This window comes from Rhizobium sp. P1_C7 (genome assembly GCF_056406295.1).
In genome coordinates, this window is the sequence record NZ_JBFUAL010000013.1 from 18529 (window position 1) to 34356 (window position 15828).

The window sequence follows — 15828 nt, forward strand, 5'->3', positions numbered from 1 at the left end:
TTGTCCTGGTTCGGATATGCCTCAGCGGCAGCGATCAGCCGATCGACATCAGGCTGGCGTTTCCGCCCGCAGCCGCCGTGTTGATCGACGTCGACACTTCCTCCAGCAGCCAGTTGAGGCAATAGGCCTCCGGATCGTTTTCGAGCTCCAGCGTCGAGGCCGATTGTACCAGCAACAGCGGACCCGGCATTGCGGCAATCTTCTGGAGCATTGCGGAGACGAAATCGGGATCGCCCTCGATGAGCGCACCGGACATCGGCGCGCCGTGGCCCGCCGTGTCCGCGAAGGCAATACGCTGGGCAACGCTTGGCGGAATACCGTTCAGGCTGGAACGAAGACTATCGCCACAGTCGATGACCGCGCTGTTGCCGGTGGCAAGTACCGACGACACCTGCCGGCGCAGGCCGACAGCAGAAACCGGCGCACAGTAGATCGCGCCTCGGGCGTGGAGCGCGTAAACATTGCGTTCCCCGACCGGACCGGGAAGGTCGGCCTCGAGGCCGAGCGCTGATTGACCGCCGAGATTGCGCGCCATTTCGGCCTCGTTCGGAAGCCCTTCCTGGTCGAGCCACTTGGCGAAATCCGACAGGGCCGGATCGCTATAGACCGAGCTGTGCTGCGGCGGGATGGGCTGCGTCCTGACGAGGCGCCCCAGATAGAGCGGCCCACCCGCCTTGGGTCCGGTGCCGGACAGGCCTCGACCGCCAAAAGGCTGTACGCCGACGACAGCGCCGATGACGTTGCGGTTGACGTAAATGTTGCCGACCTTAATGCGCGACGTCACATGGGCGATGGTTTCATCCAGGCGCGTATGCAGGCCGAACGTCAGGCCATAACCGGTCGCGTTGATGTCGTCGATCAACCGGTCGAGATTCTGGCGGCGCCATCGGATAACATGGAGGACCGGGCCAAACACTTCCCGTTTGAGATCGGAAATGGTGCGCAATTCGACGATGGTGGGGGAAACGAAGGTTCCCTGTTGCGTTGCTTCAGGCAGTTCTACCCGCTCGACTGCGCAGCCAAGGTCCCGCATGGCCTGGACATGGGTTTCGATGATCTCCTTTGCCTCGGCGGTGATGACAGGGCCGATATCGGAGGACAGGCGATTGGTGTTGGCTATCGTCAGTTCACGCAGCGCGCCCTTCAGCATCGAGAGCGTCCGGTCCGCCACGTCTTCCTGCAGGCACAGGACACGCAGTGCCGAGCAGCGCTGTCCGGCGCTGTCGAAGGCTGAGGCGATGACGTCGCCGACAACCTGCTCGGCGAGCGCCGACGAGTCGACGATCATGGCGTTCTGGCCGCCGGTCTCGGCGATCAGCGCAATAGGTTCCCCGCTCGCAGACAAGCGCTTTGCAAGCTCCGCCTGAATGAGCCGGGCGACTTCGGTCGATCCAGTGAACATCACGGCAGCGGTTTCGGGCGCCGCAACGAGTGCGGCTCCGACCCGGCCATCGCCGGGCACGAGCTGGACGACGTCAAGCGGGATGCCGGCCTCGTGCAGAATGCGGACCGCCTCGGCGGCGATCAGCGGCGTCTCTTCGGCGGGCTTTGCCAGAACGGGGTTGCCGGCCACCAGTGCTGCCGCAACCTGCCCGGTGAAGATTGCCAGCGGAAAATTCCACGGGCTGATGCAGACAACGGGGCCAAGCGGCGCATGCGACGGACCGAGCGTGCGGCGAGCCTGCTCTGCGTAGTAGCGCAGGAAGTCGATCGCCTCGCGCACCTCGGCGATGGCATTCTGTACGGATTTTCCGGCTTCGCGAATGATCAGCCCGAGCAGTGTCTCGATCCTGGCCTGCATGATGTCTGCGGCGCGGTCGAGCATGGCCGCCCTGTCGCCCGGCGATACCGAAGCCCAGCTTGACGAGATTTTCAGCGCAGCCGCGGCGGCCACTGCCGCCTCTTGCTCCGTCGTCTCGCGCACGGTGCCGACGACGTCACGATTGTCGGCGGGGTTGAGAACCTCGCGCGGCTTGCCTGCTGCGAACGTCGTCTGGCTTGGAACCGCTTCCCAGGCCTGAGCCGCGCTCGCTTTCAACGCGTGGGTCAACCCCGCCAGCACCGCTTCGTTGGAAAGGTCAAGGCCGCCTGAATTCTGGCGCAGGTCGTAGAGATCGGCCGGAAGAGCGATCCTGTCGTGCTTCTGGCCGACGACAGCCATCGTCGCGACGATGTCGACCGGGTCGGCGACCAGTTCGTCGATCGAGACGTTGGGGTCGGCGATCCTGTTGACGAAAGACGAGTTGGCGCCGTTTTCAAGGAGACGACGCACGAGATAGGCGAGCAGCGTCTCATGCGTGCCGACGGGTGCATAGATGCGGCACGGACGGTTCAGGTTCTGGCGCCCGACGACCTCGTCATAAAGTGGCTCGCCCATGCCGTGCAGGCACTGGAATTCGTATTTGCCGACATGGTAGTCGGATCCCGCCATCGCGTAGATGGTCGCCAGCGTCTGGGCGTTGTGCGTGGCAAACTGCGGGAAGACAGCGTCTGTCGCCGCCAGCAGTTTTTTCGCGCAGGCGATATAGGAAACGTCCGTGTAGATCTTGCGCGTGAAGACCGGAAAATCATCAAGACCATCGACCTGGGCGCGCTTGATCTCGGCATCCCAGTAGGCGCCCTTGACGAGCCGCACCATGATGCGGCGCCCGGCACGACGGGCAAGATCGATGATGAAATCGAGGACGAAGGGGCAACGCTTGCCGTAGGCCTGCACCACAAATCCCATGCCGTTCCAGTTTGCGAGATCTGCGTCCAGGCAAAGGCTCTCCAGGATATCGAGCGACAGTTCCAGCCGGTCGGCCTCTTCGGCGTCTATGTTCAAGCCGATGTCGTAGGACTTGGCGATCAGCGCCAGCGCTTTCACCTTCGGGAGCAGTTCATCCATCACGCGGGCGCTCTGCGCACGGGCGTAACGCGGATGCAGTGCCGAGAGCTTGATGGATATGCCTGGACCCTCATAGATGCCGCGGCGATCGGAGGCCTTGCCAATCGCGTGGATTGCGGTCTCGTAGTCCGTGTAGTACCGCTTAGCATCGGCGCCGGTCGTGGCAGCTTCGCCGAGCATGTCATAGGAGTATCGGAAACCGCGCTGCTCGAGCGTCCTGGCACGCTGCAGCGCTTCGTCGATGGTCTCGCCGGTGACGAACTGCTCGCCCATCATGCGCATCGCCATGTCGACGCCCCGGCGAATGACCGGCTCGCCGCAGCGCGCGATCAGCCGCGTGAGAGCCGCAGACAGGCTGCGATCGTTGACCGTCGATGTCAGCTTGCCGGTAACCACGAGGCCCCAGGTTGCGGCATTGACGAAGAGCGAGCGACCACCGCCGAGATGGGCTTTCCAGTCGCCCTCGGAGACCTTGTCGCGGATCAGTGCGTCACGCGTTGCGGCGTCGGGAATGCGCAGCAGAGCCTCGGCAAGGCACATCAGCGCCACGCCCTCCTGGCTGGAAAGCGAGTATTCGTGCACAAGACCTTCCACTCCTGTGCCCTTGTGCTTGGCGCGTAGCGCTTCGATCAGCTTGCGGGCAGTTTTTGCGGCGGCTTGCCGGATCTGATCGGGAAGAACTGCGGCATCGACGAGGCGGGGAACGCACACGGTTTCAGGCGTGCGATAGGCTGCCGTGATCGCCTGCCTCAGATTGCTCTGAGGGCGGATGGCCGGTGCAAACCCGTCAAAGGGATTTGCAGCGCCATCTGCCTGCTTTATGGTGGCCTCAGCCGCTACCGCGCCATTGATGATCGTCATATCAGCTCCTATCGGGACAGGCGGACAAACTAGCAGATTTCAAAAGGTCAATTTCACTTGATTTGTGGCTCACAAATCTGTATTTCGCCATTGATTTATCATTCCCGAGGGAATTATCGTGATTACTTCAAGCCACGGCAGAGAAATCGACCAATTCGACCATAGGATAATCGAAGCGCTGATGGCTGATGGCCGGATGTCGGTGACGGACCTTGCAAAGCGCGTCGGACTCTCCAATACCCCTTGCCAGGTCAGGCTCAAGCGACTGATTGAAGATGGCTACATCCTGGGCTTTCGCGCCATCATCGACGTCAACAAGCTCGGCAGGAACCATGTTGCCTTCACCGAGGTCAAGCTTTCCGATACGCGTGAGAATGCCCTGAACGCCTTCAACATCGCGGTCAGGAAGCTGCAGGAGGTCGAGGAATGCCACATGATTGCCGGCGCCTTCGATTATCTGCTCAAGATCCGGACGTCGGACATTGCAAATTATCGTCAGGTTCTCGGCGAGAAGATCTCCAGCCTGCCGTTTGTTGCAAACACGTCGACCTTTGTGGCCATGGAAGCGATCAAGGAAGCCGGCGTTTAGGGCCGACGGAACAGTCGGGACACTAAGCGGCTCGGGAAACGCTTGACGTGCAACCGGAAGCCTTCAGCGCCGCCACAACGATGTCGACAAACAATCTGCGGAACCATACCGATCGGCCGTCAGCACGGTCGACGCGCCGATAGAGCATGGTGACCGGGTCTGCGGGCAGGTCGAGCGGCGGCACCGAGATCGAAAGTCCATGGAGTTGCGCCATGCATCGGGCAATCGATTCCGGAATCGTCGCGATGGCCGGCATTGCCCTTAGCGCCGTCGGCAGGGCCGAAAAGCGCGGTACGGTCGCAACCACCTGACGGCGCAGACCGACGCGGCCAAGTGCGACATCGAGGTTGTTGGCGCTGTTGCCTTCGAAAGACACGGTCACGTGCGGCGTCTTGACGAAGTCCTCGAGCTTCAAGGGAGCCTTCAACCTCACCTGCTCGGGATCGAAGACGCAGATCGAAGACTGGTTGAAGAGTGGCGCACGAATGTGCCAGGACGCGGGTTCCTCATGCACCGACACGCTAAAGTCATAGGCGCCTTCATCGAGCATACGCGCAGCGTCGCGTTTGTCGGACGCCACGCCGACCAGTCTGGATCCGGGCGAGAGTTCGCGCAGGCGCGCCACCAACGGGCCGAAAAACGCCGACTCCAGATTGTCGCACATGCCGATCCGGAATTCGCCCTGCCAGCTTGCGGGATCGAATGCCGTCGGCGGACGAATGGCCCGCTCGATGCCTGACAGTGCGTCTTCTATCGCCGGTGCGATCGCAAGAGCCCTTGGTGTCGGCTGCAGCCCTCGTCCCACCCTGACGAACAACTCGTCGTCCAGCGTCTCGCGCAACCGCTTCAACGCAGCCGACAGACCCGGCTGGCCGAGCAAAAGACGCTCGGCGGCACGGCTGACGTTCCGTTCCTGCATCAGCACGGAAAATGCCAGCAGCAGGTTCAGGTCTATCTTGCGCAGGATCACATCATTCATCATCGCTAGTAATACCTGACATAGGTACTATCAATTTGCAATAGGTTCGGAAGGTGTACATTTTCTCGTTTCTCTGTCGCCAGATCCTCGCGCGGCGTCAGCACGAAAGGTACGATCACCGATGACTATTTCCAAACCGAAAGGCGGAGCCGGCCTGGCTCTGCTGCTGCTCTGTGCTGCCAATTTCCTTGATGCCATGGACGTATCGACCATCGGCGTGGCGCTTCCCGCCATCCAGGCGGAACTCGGCATGAAGGCCACATCCCTGCAGTGGGCGGTGAGCGCCTACGTCCTTGGATACGGAGGCTTCCTGCTCTTGGGGGGCCGTGTTGCCGATGTCTTCGGGCATCGTCGCACCTTCCTCTGGTCTCTCGGTATTTTCGCTGCGGCCAGTATCGCCGGCGGTTTCGTCGACAGTGGGCCGACGCTGATTGCCGCACGCCTGGTGAAGGGGATTGCCGCCGCCTTCACGGCGCCAGCCGCCCTTGCGTTGCTGCTCTCCGTATTCGGCGAGGGCAATGCGCGCGCAAAGGCGCTCGGGGTGTTTGCCTCCACAGGGGCCACCGGATTTGTGCTCGGTATGGTCCTGGGCGGCGCGGCGACCATCGTCAGCTGGCGGGCAACGCTCGTTATGGGCGCGCCTGTCGCCATCATTGCGCTTGCGGTCGCCCCCTTCGTTCTCCCTGCAGATCAGCGAAAGGAAGGCCCGCGCCCGACGTTCGATTGGGCTGGCGCCCTGACGATCACCCCCGGCCTCCTGCTCTTCGTCTTCGGTATCACCAACGCCGCAGCCGCGGGCTGGGACGCGCTACCGACATGGAGCTCGCTTTTCGCCGCCGTTGTCCTGATCGGCCTCTTCCTGGTCGTCGAGGCGCGTCATGCCGATCCGATGGTGCCGCTTGCCATCTTCTGTCGAGCCAAACTCAGCCATGCCAACGCCGTCGCCGCGCTCTTCCAGGGCGTCTATGTCGGCTTCCAGTTCATCGCGACGCTTTACTATCAGAACGTCTTCGGCTGGTCGGCCTTTGCGACCGGCTTCTGCTTCGCCTTCGGTGGCGTCTGCGTGATGATACTGGCGCCGCGCTTTGCGGCAATCGGGCAGAGCCGTGGCACAACCGCCCTCATGACATTAGGCGTCGCGTTGCAGGCGGCGAGCTATATCCTCTGGATCTCGACGGTCGGTCACATCCATCCTGTGCTTCTGGTGGCGCTCTCGCAGATTCCGCTCGGCGTCGGCTATGCCATGACCTATCCTTCGGTACAGGTCGCAGCGCTGTCGGACGTCGAGGAGGACAAGTCCGGTCTGGCGTCAGGGCTGCTATTCGCCTCGTTCCAGATCGGCGGCGGCATCGTGCTCGCCGCGGCATCGGCGGTATTTGCAGCCGCACCGGGCTTCGGCTGGGATCCGTATTTTGCTGGCATCTCCTTCGTTGCGACCCTGTCTGTCGCGGTGACGCTTGCCGCTGCCTTGGGGCCGCGAACATCGGCTCGCCGGGCAGACGTCTACCAGGCAGCCGAATAGCCGGGCTGCTGCGAGGCCCGACCAAGGTGTCACGGCCGGTATCTCCTGTCGTGACAGACTTTTGAAGTGACAGGCGGCGTGTTTCCTGCAACAAGATGGTCCATTGAGAGACAGGGGCGTTCGCCGGAAGGCGGACTGAGAAGCACCCTTGGAACCTGAACCAGATAATGCTGGCGGAGGGAGTCGCTCGGGACCTTCCGCGATCGTGCGTTTCGTCTCTGCGTCTTGCTCCGCGTGAAAGGGGCAACATGCAAGACCAGACCTCGCCGGGTGAAGCTCTGAACGCGATGCGAGCGCAGACGCCGCTCGTGCAATGCATCACCAATTTCGTCGCCATGAACATCGCTGCCAATGTGCTGCTGGCTGTCGGCGCCTCGCCTGCCATGGTGCATGCCGAGGAAGAGGCCGGCGAATTTGCCCGCATTGCCGGCGCGCTGACCATCAACATCGGCACCATTTCCTCGGCGTGGATGAAGGGGATGCGCGCGGCTGCAGAAGCGGCGAACGAGAGTGGCAAGCCCTGGGTTCTCGATCCGGTTGCCCACTACGCGACCGGCTTCCGGCGGGAGGCAGTCGGCGCGCTGCTTGAATTGCGTCCCACCATCATCCGCGCAAACGCGTCCGAGATCATTGCCTTGTCAGGTGAAGCGAGCCGTGGCCACGGCGTTGACAGTCGCGATGCCGTCGAGCACGCCGAAACCTCGGCCCGGCACCTTGCCAGCACCCATGGGACGGTTGTTGCCGTCACCGGGGCGACCGACTTCATCACCGATGGCCAAAGAGCTGTTCGCATCGACGGTGGCTCGCCGCTGATGCCGCAGATAACGGCACTCGGATGCTCTCTCACCTGCCTGGTTGGCGCCTTTGCCGCGACATGTCCGCGTGCTCCTTTCGACGCAACCGTCGCAGCGCTCGCGACCTTTGCCGTTGCCGGCGAGGAGGCGGCTCGAAAGGCGGATGGGCCCGGCTCGTTTTCGTGGCGGTTCCTCGACAGCCTCGCCACGGTCGACGGCGCTTTCCTGGATCGCCATGCAAGGATCCGCACGGCATGACGCGCCTCGATCTCTCGCTTTACCTCGTGCTCGACCCTGATCTGTGCGCCGACCGCGGCATGGTCGAGACCGCCCGCGCGGCCGTTGCCGGCGGAGCGACCGTCGTCCAACTGCGCGACAAGCATGCGGACACGGCGCGGACAATAGAGACGGGCCGGGCTCTGAAGGCAGCACTTGCAGGCACCGGCGCGCTTGTCGTCATCAACGATGACGTGGAAGCGGCAATCGCCATTGGTGCTGACGGGCTTCACATCGGCCAGGACGACACGGGCGCATACGCGGCACGCCAACGGATCGGCACCGAGATGATCCTCGGCCTCTCCGTCGAGACGGAGGCGCTCGCGGCTTCAGTCGACCCGGAGCTCGTCAACTACGCCGGCATTGGCCCGGTTTTCGCGACGCCGACCAAACCCGACCACAAGCAGCCGATCGGCATTGCCGGTCTGGCGCGCCTCGTCGAGGTCTGCCCCGTGCCGGCCGTTGCCATTGGCGGGCTCAAGGCCGGGCATGTCCGTGACGTCTTCGCAGCCGGAGCCGACGGGCTGGCTGTCGTCTCGGCGATCTGCGGCACCCCCGATCCGGAAGCTGCAGCCCGCGGCTTCATCGACCTCATCAGAGAGGGAGCAAGATGATCCGCAATGTCCTCTCCATCGCAGGATCCGACCCATCTGGCGGTGCCGGCATCCAGGCCGACCTCAAGACATTCGCCGCCCGGGGGGTCTACGGCATGGCAGTGCTGACGGCGCTGACGGCGCAGAACACGCAGGGTGTTTCCGGCGTTCATCTTGTCCCCGACGCCTTCGTGGCTGATCAGATCAGAGCAGTCTTTGCCGATGTGCGTGTCGATGCCGTCAAGATCGGCATGATTGCCAATGCCGAGATTGCCGCTGCGGTGGCAGACGCGCTCCACCCACACAGGGGAATTCCGATCGTGCTTGATCCTGTTATGGTCGCCAAGGGCGGCGCCAACCTTCTGGATCCGGCGGCCGTCGACGCCCTGACGCACCGGCTTTTGCCGCTGGCAACGCTATTGACGCCGAATCTGCCGGAAGCAGGTGCACTTCTTCATGAAGCAGCAGCGGAAAACCGCCAGCAGATGGCGGATCAGGCGCAGCGGCTGCGCGCGCTCGGACCGGCGGCGCTCCTCGTCAAGGGCGGCCATCTCGTCGGCGATGAGAGCCCAGATGTGCTCGCAACGTCCGGTGGGCTGAGCTGGTTCGAGGCTGCCCGGATTGCGACTGCAAACACCCATGGGACAGGCTGTACGCTGTCGGCCGCGCTGGCTGCCGAACTGGCCAGAGGAGCAACGCTGTTTCAAGCAGTGATGGACGCGAAATCCTATCTCGTCTCTGCCGTCGCGCATGCCGATAGGCTCGACGTCGGTAAAGGCCACGGCCCCGTCCACCATTTCCACGAGGTTTGGAAGGCAAAAGAAGGATACGGGCAATGACACCGACAATCAGCCAGCAGACGGTCATCGTCACCGGCGCCGCCCGGGGCCTCGGAGCGGCCATCGCCACTGCATTTGCCCGCGAAGGGGCAAAGGTCGCGATCAACTATCGAGGAAGCAGAAGGGAGGCCGAGGCGCTCGCGGCCAGCCTCGGCAACCGCGCCAGGGCGTTCAAGGCGGATGTGCGCGATGGGCAGGCCGTCAGGCACATGGTCGCGGAGGTGACCGAGGCCTTTGGTGCGCCGACGACCGTCATTCATAACGCGCTTGCCGATTTCAGCTTCAACGGCGATGCCCGTCCGAAGCTTGACGAGCTGACGTGGGAGGACATGACCTCGCAGCTCGACACCGCGGTCAAAGGTGCGCTGAACTTGATCCAGGCGACGCGTTCAGCCATGGCTTCGACCGGTTTCGGACGGATCGTGACGATCGGCACCAACCTCTTTCAAAATCCGGTCGTGCCATACCACGACTATACCGCCGCCAAGGGCGCGCTTCTGTCGCTGACGCGAACGGCGGCGGCAGAACTCGGCCCTCTGGGTATTACCGTGAACATGGTCTCGGGCGGTCTGCTGCGGATGACGCAGGCGAGCAGCGCTACCCCTGAAGCCGTGTTCGATCTGATAGCGGCAAGCACGCCGCTTCGCCGGGTAACGACACCAGAGGAAGCGGCCGATGCGGTTCTCTTCTTCGCGAGCCCGTGGGCTCGCGCGGTCACCGGTCAGAACCTTATCGTCGACGGCGGGCTCGTCTTCGGCTGAGGCCTGGAGGCACCCGTCAGGATTTGACCGCGCCTGCGGTCAAGCCCGCGATGATGTGCTTCTGCGCCAGGAAGAACACGATGATCGTCGGGAGAATGGTGAGGGTAATGAAGGCGAGCACCAGCTGCCAGGCGGTACCGAATTCGCCGCGATAGACCATGACGCCGAGCGGCCAGGGGTACATCGCCTCCGAGTTCAGCATGATCAGCGGCAGGATGTAGCTGTTCCAGCTGCCCACGAATGAGATGATGCTGACGGTGGCAATGATCGGACGCGAGAGCGGCAGCGAGATATGCCAGAAGAAGCGCATGTAGCCGCAGCCGTCGACAATGGCCGCCTGGAACAATTCTTCCGGGAGGTTGCGAAAATAATTCCTGAACAGCAGGATGCTCATGCCAAGGCCGAACGCGACCTGCGGCAGCACCACGCCAAAGTAGGAGTTCAGCAGTCCCAGATCGCGGATGCGGATGAACAGCGGCAGAATTGCAGTGGCCGCCGGGAACATCAGGCCGATCAGGAAATAGTTGAGCAGGAAACCCGAGCCGAAGAATTTGACGTGGGCGAAGGTGAACGCCGCCATCGCCGATACCGATACTGTCAGGAAAACGGTGAGCACGGCGATGATCAGCGAATTCATCATCTGTCGCCAGTAGCGGTCGCCGAACAGGATGTCCGAGTAGTTCTCGAAATGCCACTCGACCGGCAGGCCGAAGGGGTTGGTGCGCAGGTCGCCGAGTTCCTTGAAGCCGCCCAGGGCCGTCGTCAACAGCGGTATGAGGACGATTGCGGCGATGATCGTCAGCGACGCGTAGAGATAGATTTTCGAACCGGCGGTCAGCCGGCCGGGTGAAACCACATCAGTCATGGCGCATGAATATCCGTTTGTAGCTGAAGGCGAGCGTGATGCAGATCACGAACAGGACAACGCCGACTGCGCTGCCGAGGCCGACCTGCATGCGGGTGACCCCGAAGTTGAACAGGAAGGTGACCATCGTCTGGGTTGCGTTGAACGGCCCACCGCCCGTCAGCGGCATGATCAGATCGAACAGCTGCAGCGAGCCGACGACGGCGAAGAATACCGACAGGCGCACGGTCGAACCCAGCAACGGAAGGGTGATGTAACGGAACCGCTGCCAGCCGCTGGCGCCGTCGATCTCGGCGGCCTCGAGCACGCTCTTGTCCAGCGATTGCAGGCCGGCGATGAACAGCATCATGTGGAAGCCGAAGTATTTCCACACGATCACGGCCAGCACCGCGTACATGGCGAGATCCTTGTCGGCCAGCACATAGGGGGTCTCGACCCCGAACAGGTGCGCCATGGAGGCAAACAGGCCGTAGTCGCCGTCATAGACGAAGCGCCAGATCAGGCCCGCCGCCACTTCTGCCAGAACGTAGGGCAGAAAAAAGATCAGTCGGAAGAGAACGACGCCGGCAATGCGGTGGGCCAGCATCATCGACAGCCAGATGGCGAGCGGTATCTGGATCGCGATGGAGACGACGATGATGAGCGCATTGTTCTTCAGGGCGGTAAGAAAGGCGCTGTTCTTGAACAGAACCTCGAAATTCCTCATGCCGACGAATTGCGTCGGCAGACCATAGCCATCCCACTTGTAGAGGCTGTACCAGGCGGCCTCCCCCATCGGCAGGATGACGAAGATTGTAAAGAGCAGCAGCGCCGGCGGCAAAAACAGGAGAAGCACGGGCAGTCGTCCGGAGACAGCCGGATCCTTGCGCCGAACGGACGATGCGGGTGTCGTGCGCGGACGAACAGCAGTCGCTACGCTGATATGGGTCATGGCATGCCAGCCTCGCTGGAAATGAAAATAGCGGCGCGGGCAAGGCCCGCGCCGCGATGATCTTCGTTAAAGCTGGTCCTGCTCGAAAGCATCCTGGATCTGTTGGGCGCCGTCCGACGGGCTCATCTGCCCCGAGACGATCGCCACAGACACGTCGTTGACGACGCGGCCGACGGAGGGCCCCAGATCCTGGTCGAAGAAATTCTGATGCCAGGTGGAGTGCGCCAGCTGCTCGGCCGACTCGTGCAGCAACGGGTTCGTTACGCCATCGAGCGCTTCGACCGCGACAGGAATGATCATGCCGGCCTTTGCCATGGCGCGCTCGTTTTCCGCATTGGTCAGATAGGCGAGGAAGTCGAGCGTTTCGGGCGGCGCTTTCTTCGTCACCGCCCAGCCGTTCAATCCGCCGAGCGTGTCGGTCACCGCACCTGCGCCACCGGTCACGGCCGGGAACGCAAAGCGGCCGATATTGTCGGGATCGAGCCCTTTGCCGTCGCCGGCATTCGTGCGCTGGTTGGCCGCGGTGTTTTCGAAGGCCAGGATCATCGCGGCCTTGCCGTCACCGAAGACACCGAGCGTTTGCGGCCAGGTTGCACCGAGATAGCCCGGCTGGAACGGCTCCAGCTTGCCGAGCTCGGCAAGCTGCTCTCCGGCCTTGATGATCGCCGGGTCGTTGAAACCTTCCCCCTCGCCGGTCTTGGCTGCATCGAAGACCTTCTGGCCGCCGTTGCGCATCACCAGATAGCTCCAGTAGAAGTGGATCGGCCACTTCTCCCCGCCACCGCCGGCGATCGGCACGATGCCGGCATCCTTGAGCTTCTTCACGGCCCCCAGATAATCGTCCCAGGACTTGATGCTGGCGGCATCGACGCCGGCCTTGGCGAACAGTGCCTTGTTGTAGAAGAAGGAAACGGTGCCCATCTTGAGCGGAACCGCGCCAATCTTTCCGTCATAGGAAAGCCCCTTGATCGCCGCCGGGTTATAGGTCTTCACCCAGGCGCCGTCCTTGGCATTCATCGCCTCGGTCAGATCCATGAGCGTGCCGGTGGCAAGCTGCTGCTTCAGCACGCCGCCACCCCAGCTGTAGAAGAAATCCGGGGCATCGCTCGACTGCAGCAAGGTCGGAAGCTTCGCCTTGAAGGCCTCGTTTTCCAGGAATTGCATTTCGATCTTCACGCCGGGATGCTCGGCCTGGTATTTGTCGGCTATCTTTCGCCAAATCGCCACATAGTTCGGATCGAGCTCAAGATGCAGCCACTTCACGGTGGTATCGGCCGCGGCACTGCCGGCGGCAATCAGAAGCGCCAGTCCGGTGGCAGCGGAGCGGGCGATGAAACGACTGCGAAACAGGGCTTTCGCCCTTAGATGATCAAACATAGGTTCTCCTCCTCAAGGGAAAAACCGTCCTCTTCAATTTTTTCCCTTATGCGGATTAAATCATCGGGAGGTTTGCCGGAATGTCAACTCCCCACGTTGAAATTGATAGATTTGCCTTGACAGAGGTGCGCTGACTCGCGCTATTTAATTCGCATACCGTTGAAATTAATTGCCTGTTTCGACAAACGCAGGAAGAGCCCGGCCAGACCTCATGAAGACCGCAGATCCGGAATTGATGCGCGCGATCAATCGCTTGAACGTGCTGGATACGATCCGTCGGCATGGGCCGATATCGCGCGTCGAGATGAGCGAGCGCACGCAGCTGTCGACGACGACGGTTTCGGCCATCACCGCCTCGCTGCTCGACGACGGGCTGATCCTGCCGCGTCATGAAGGCGATATTCGCAACGACGCCGCCCGCGGCCGGCCGCGTGTCATGCTGGAGCTCAATCCGGACGCGGCTCGCGTCGTCGGCGCCAAGATCGCGGCAAACCGCCTGGTTTTCGTCGTCACCGATTTTCGCGGCGACGTGCTATCGAAGCTAACGCTGCCGATCCGCATCGATCGCCAGCCCATCGGCGTCATTGCCGATCTTGTCGAGGACGGGGTGCGACGCTGCGTCGTTGACGCGGGCCTGTCGCTGGAGGATGTCGACACCGTCTGCCTCGGCCTGCCCGGCGTCATCGAACATCGCACGGGCCACGTGCGCAGCAGCCCGATCTTCCGCGATGCGAATGTCGATTTCGCAAGCGAAATGACGGCGCGGCTGCACACACCGACGATCGTGGAAAGCGATGCCCATGCCATCACGCTCGCGCACCACTGGTTCGGCAAGGCACGCGATCTCGAGGACATGGTGCTGATTTCGCTGGAGCAGACGCTTGGCCTGGGCGTCCTCCACGGCAATCAGCTTTTCCGCGGTGCCGGCGGCCTCAGCCACAATCTCGGCGACCTGGTCCTTGGCATGGGGCCGCGCGGCATCGTGCGGTTGTCCAGCCAGGCCGGCGAGAGCGAGATCCTGGGCGATCAGCCGGCCGGCGGCCGTTTCGCCGAGGCAATCCGTCTCGGCCGCGGCATGACGCACGCTCAAGCGCTCATCAAGGCCGAAGACAACTTGCTGATCGCTGCCGCCATTCGCGCAGGCGAAGCCGTTGGCGTGGCGGTAGCCAACATCGTCACCATTTTCGCACCACCGCGCGTCATTCTGGTCGGCTCCAGCCTTGCGCTTGGCGAGCCCTTTCTGGAGAGCCTGCGCAACGCCTATGCGCTCGCCATTCCGCCGTCGCTGAAGGGCGTCGCCGAACTTGTCTTCGACGATTCGACGGACGATTTCTGGGCACAGGGCGCCGCCGCTGTCGCCCTTTACGAACTCTACGAGTCGCCCTGGAACACCACTGGACCGGCGCTCTGATCCTGGCATCACAAAATCCATCGGGAGGAAATCATGGAAAAAGTCGGCATAGGCATCATCGGGTGCGGCAATATCTCCGGTGCCTATCTGAAGGCGATGGCCTCATTCCCCATTCTTGACATCAGGGGAGTGGCCGATCTCAATCAGGCGCTCGCTGATGCGAAGGCGGCCGAATTCAGTGTGCCTGCCAAGACCATCGATCAACTCTTTTCCGATCCGGCAATCGAGATCATCGTCAATCTGACGGTGCCGAAGGCACATGTGGCCGTTGGCCTGCAGGCGCTGGCTGCGGGAAAGCACACCTATTCGGAAAAGCCGCTCGGCATCAATTTCGCGGAGGGCAAGACGCTTGCCGATGCCGCCAGGGCGAAGGGCTTGCGCATCGGTGCAGCACCCGACACATTCCTCGGTGGTGGCCACCAGACGGCGCGCACCCTTGTCGATCAGGGTGTCATCGGCCAGCCGGTCGGCGGCACAGCGACTTTCATGTGCCCCGGCCACGAGCGGTGGCATCCCAATCCCGGGTTCTACTATGAGGTTGGCGGTGGTCCGATGCTCGACATGGGACCTTACTACATCACCGACCTCGTCAACCTGTTCGGTCCGGTTTCGCAGGTCGCGGGCTTCGCGATCACGCCGCGCAGCGAGCGTGTTATCACCAGCGAACCCAGAAACGGCGAGCATATCCCGGTACATGTGCCGACGCATGTGTCGGGCCTCATGGCCTTTGCCAACGGCGCGGTGGTGCAGATCGGGATGAGTTTCGATGTTGCCGGCCACAAGCATGTACCGCTGGAGATCTACGGCACCGAGGGCACGCTGATCATGCCGGATCCCAATCATTTCGGCGGCGAGGTCGAACTTCTGAAAAAGGGCGGTGCGTTCGAGCCGCAACCGCTGACAGCGCCTTACGCAGATGGAAACTACCGCTCGATCGGCGTCGCGGATCTCGCCCACGCCATCCGCTCGAACCGGCCGCACCGGGCAAACGGTAGTCTGGCGCTCCATGTCCTCGAAGTCATGGAGGCCTTCCAAACGGCATCCGACACCGGCCGCACGGTCGCCATCACCACTCAGACCGACCGGCCCGCGCCGCTTTCGGTCTCCCTCGTCGACGGACGGCTGGGCAAGTAATCATCAGGA

The 15828-nt window shown here is 62.5% G+C and carries 13 protein-coding genes and 1 riboswitch; of the genes, 8 read left to right on the top strand and 5 right to left on the bottom strand.

What is annotated here, in order from left to right:
* Window positions 1-34 precede the first annotated feature (34 nt).
* Window positions 35-3748, bottom strand: a complete 3714-nt coding sequence (putA, locus tag AC1D2R_RS20285) for a trifunctional transcriptional regulator/proline dehydrogenase/L-glutamate gamma-semialdehyde dehydrogenase (RefSeq protein WP_477969796.1) — start codon at window positions 3746-3748, stop codon at window positions 35-37.
* Window positions 3749-3866: 118 nt separating this feature from the next.
* On the opposite strand from putA, the gene AC1D2R_RS20290 reads away from it, so the two are divergent.
* Window positions 3867-4337: an Lrp/AsnC family transcriptional regulator gene (locus AC1D2R_RS20290; RefSeq protein WP_477969798.1), complete on the top strand. Its 471-nt coding sequence runs from the start codon at window positions 3867-3869 to the stop codon at window positions 4335-4337.
* A 22-nt stretch (window positions 4338-4359) separates the two neighbouring features.
* Here AC1D2R_RS20290 and AC1D2R_RS20295 read toward each other — a convergent pair whose 3' ends face one another.
* Window positions 4360-5319 carry a LysR family transcriptional regulator gene (locus tag AC1D2R_RS20295; RefSeq protein ID WP_477969800.1) on the bottom strand — a complete coding sequence of 320 codons (960 nt, stop codon included), beginning with the start codon at window positions 5317-5319 and terminating at the stop codon, window positions 4360-4362.
* 118 nt (window positions 5320-5437) lie between these two features.
* Between AC1D2R_RS20295 and AC1D2R_RS20300 the strand changes: the two genes are divergently transcribed.
* The 5 genes from AC1D2R_RS20300 to AC1D2R_RS20320 all read left to right on the top strand — a co-directional run bounded on the left by AC1D2R_RS20300 (window position 5438) and on the right by AC1D2R_RS20320 (window position 10101).
* A complete protein-coding gene (locus AC1D2R_RS20300; protein ID WP_477969802.1) occupies window positions 5438-6838 on the top strand; it encodes an MFS transporter in 1401 nt (466 codons plus the stop codon).
* 102 nt (window positions 6839-6940) lie between these two features.
* A riboswitch (TPP riboswitch) is annotated at window positions 6941-7037 on the top strand.
* A 49-nt stretch (window positions 7038-7086) separates the two neighbouring features.
* Window positions 7087-7890 (top strand): hydroxyethylthiazole kinase, encoded by an 804-nt coding sequence (gene thiM / locus AC1D2R_RS20305; RefSeq protein ID WP_477969804.1) that lies wholly within the window; start codon window positions 7087-7089, stop codon window positions 7888-7890.
* Window positions 7887-8522, top strand: a complete 636-nt coding sequence (gene thiE, locus AC1D2R_RS20310; protein ID WP_477969806.1) for a thiamine phosphate synthase — start codon at window positions 7887-7889, stop codon at window positions 8520-8522. The genes thiM and thiE overlap by 4 nt, the downstream gene beginning before the upstream one ends.
* Complete coding sequence (gene thiD / locus AC1D2R_RS20315) at window positions 8519-9340, top strand: bifunctional hydroxymethylpyrimidine kinase/phosphomethylpyrimidine kinase (RefSeq protein ID WP_477969808.1); 822 nt, start codon at window positions 8519-8521, stop codon at window positions 9338-9340. Before thiE ends, thiD begins: the two co-directional genes overlap by 4 nt.
* Window positions 9337-10101, top strand: coding sequence for a 3-oxoacyl-ACP reductase (locus AC1D2R_RS20320; protein ID WP_477969810.1), 765 nt, complete (start codon window positions 9337-9339; stop codon window positions 10099-10101). Before thiD ends, AC1D2R_RS20320 begins: the two co-directional genes overlap by 4 nt.
* A 16-nt stretch (window positions 10102-10117) precedes the next feature.
* On the opposite strand, the gene AC1D2R_RS20325 is transcribed toward AC1D2R_RS20320, so the two are convergent.
* The 3 genes from AC1D2R_RS20325 to AC1D2R_RS20335 form a co-directional block, all read right to left on the bottom strand.
* Entirely contained in the window at window positions 10118-10966 is an 849-nt protein-coding gene (locus AC1D2R_RS20325; RefSeq protein ID WP_477969812.1) for a carbohydrate ABC transporter permease, read from the bottom strand.
* Complete coding sequence (locus tag AC1D2R_RS20330) at window positions 10959-11897, bottom strand: carbohydrate ABC transporter permease (RefSeq protein ID WP_477969814.1); 939 nt, start codon at window positions 11895-11897, stop codon at window positions 10959-10961. The genes AC1D2R_RS20325 and AC1D2R_RS20330 overlap by 8 nt, the downstream gene beginning before the upstream one ends.
* 66 nt (window positions 11898-11963) lie before the next feature.
* Window positions 11964-13274, bottom strand: coding sequence for an ABC transporter substrate-binding protein (locus tag AC1D2R_RS20335; protein WP_477969816.1), 1311 nt, complete (start codon window positions 13272-13274; stop codon window positions 11964-11966).
* A gap of 211 nt (window positions 13275-13485) precedes the next feature.
* Here AC1D2R_RS20335 and AC1D2R_RS20340 point away from each other — a divergent pair, with 211 nt between their 5' ends.
* Together AC1D2R_RS20340 and AC1D2R_RS20345 are read left to right on the top strand one after the other, a co-directional pair.
* The gene (locus tag AC1D2R_RS20340) at window positions 13486-14685 is read left to right on the top strand and encodes an ROK family protein (protein WP_477969818.1); all 1200 of its coding nucleotides are present in this window, start codon (window positions 13486-13488) and stop codon (window positions 14683-14685) included.
* 33 nt (window positions 14686-14718) lie between these two features.
* The gene (locus AC1D2R_RS20345; RefSeq protein WP_477969820.1) at window positions 14719-15819 is read left to right on the top strand and encodes a Gfo/Idh/MocA family protein; all 1101 of its coding nucleotides are present in this window, start codon (window positions 14719-14721) and stop codon (window positions 15817-15819) included.
* Window positions 15820-15828 lie beyond the last annotated feature (9 nt).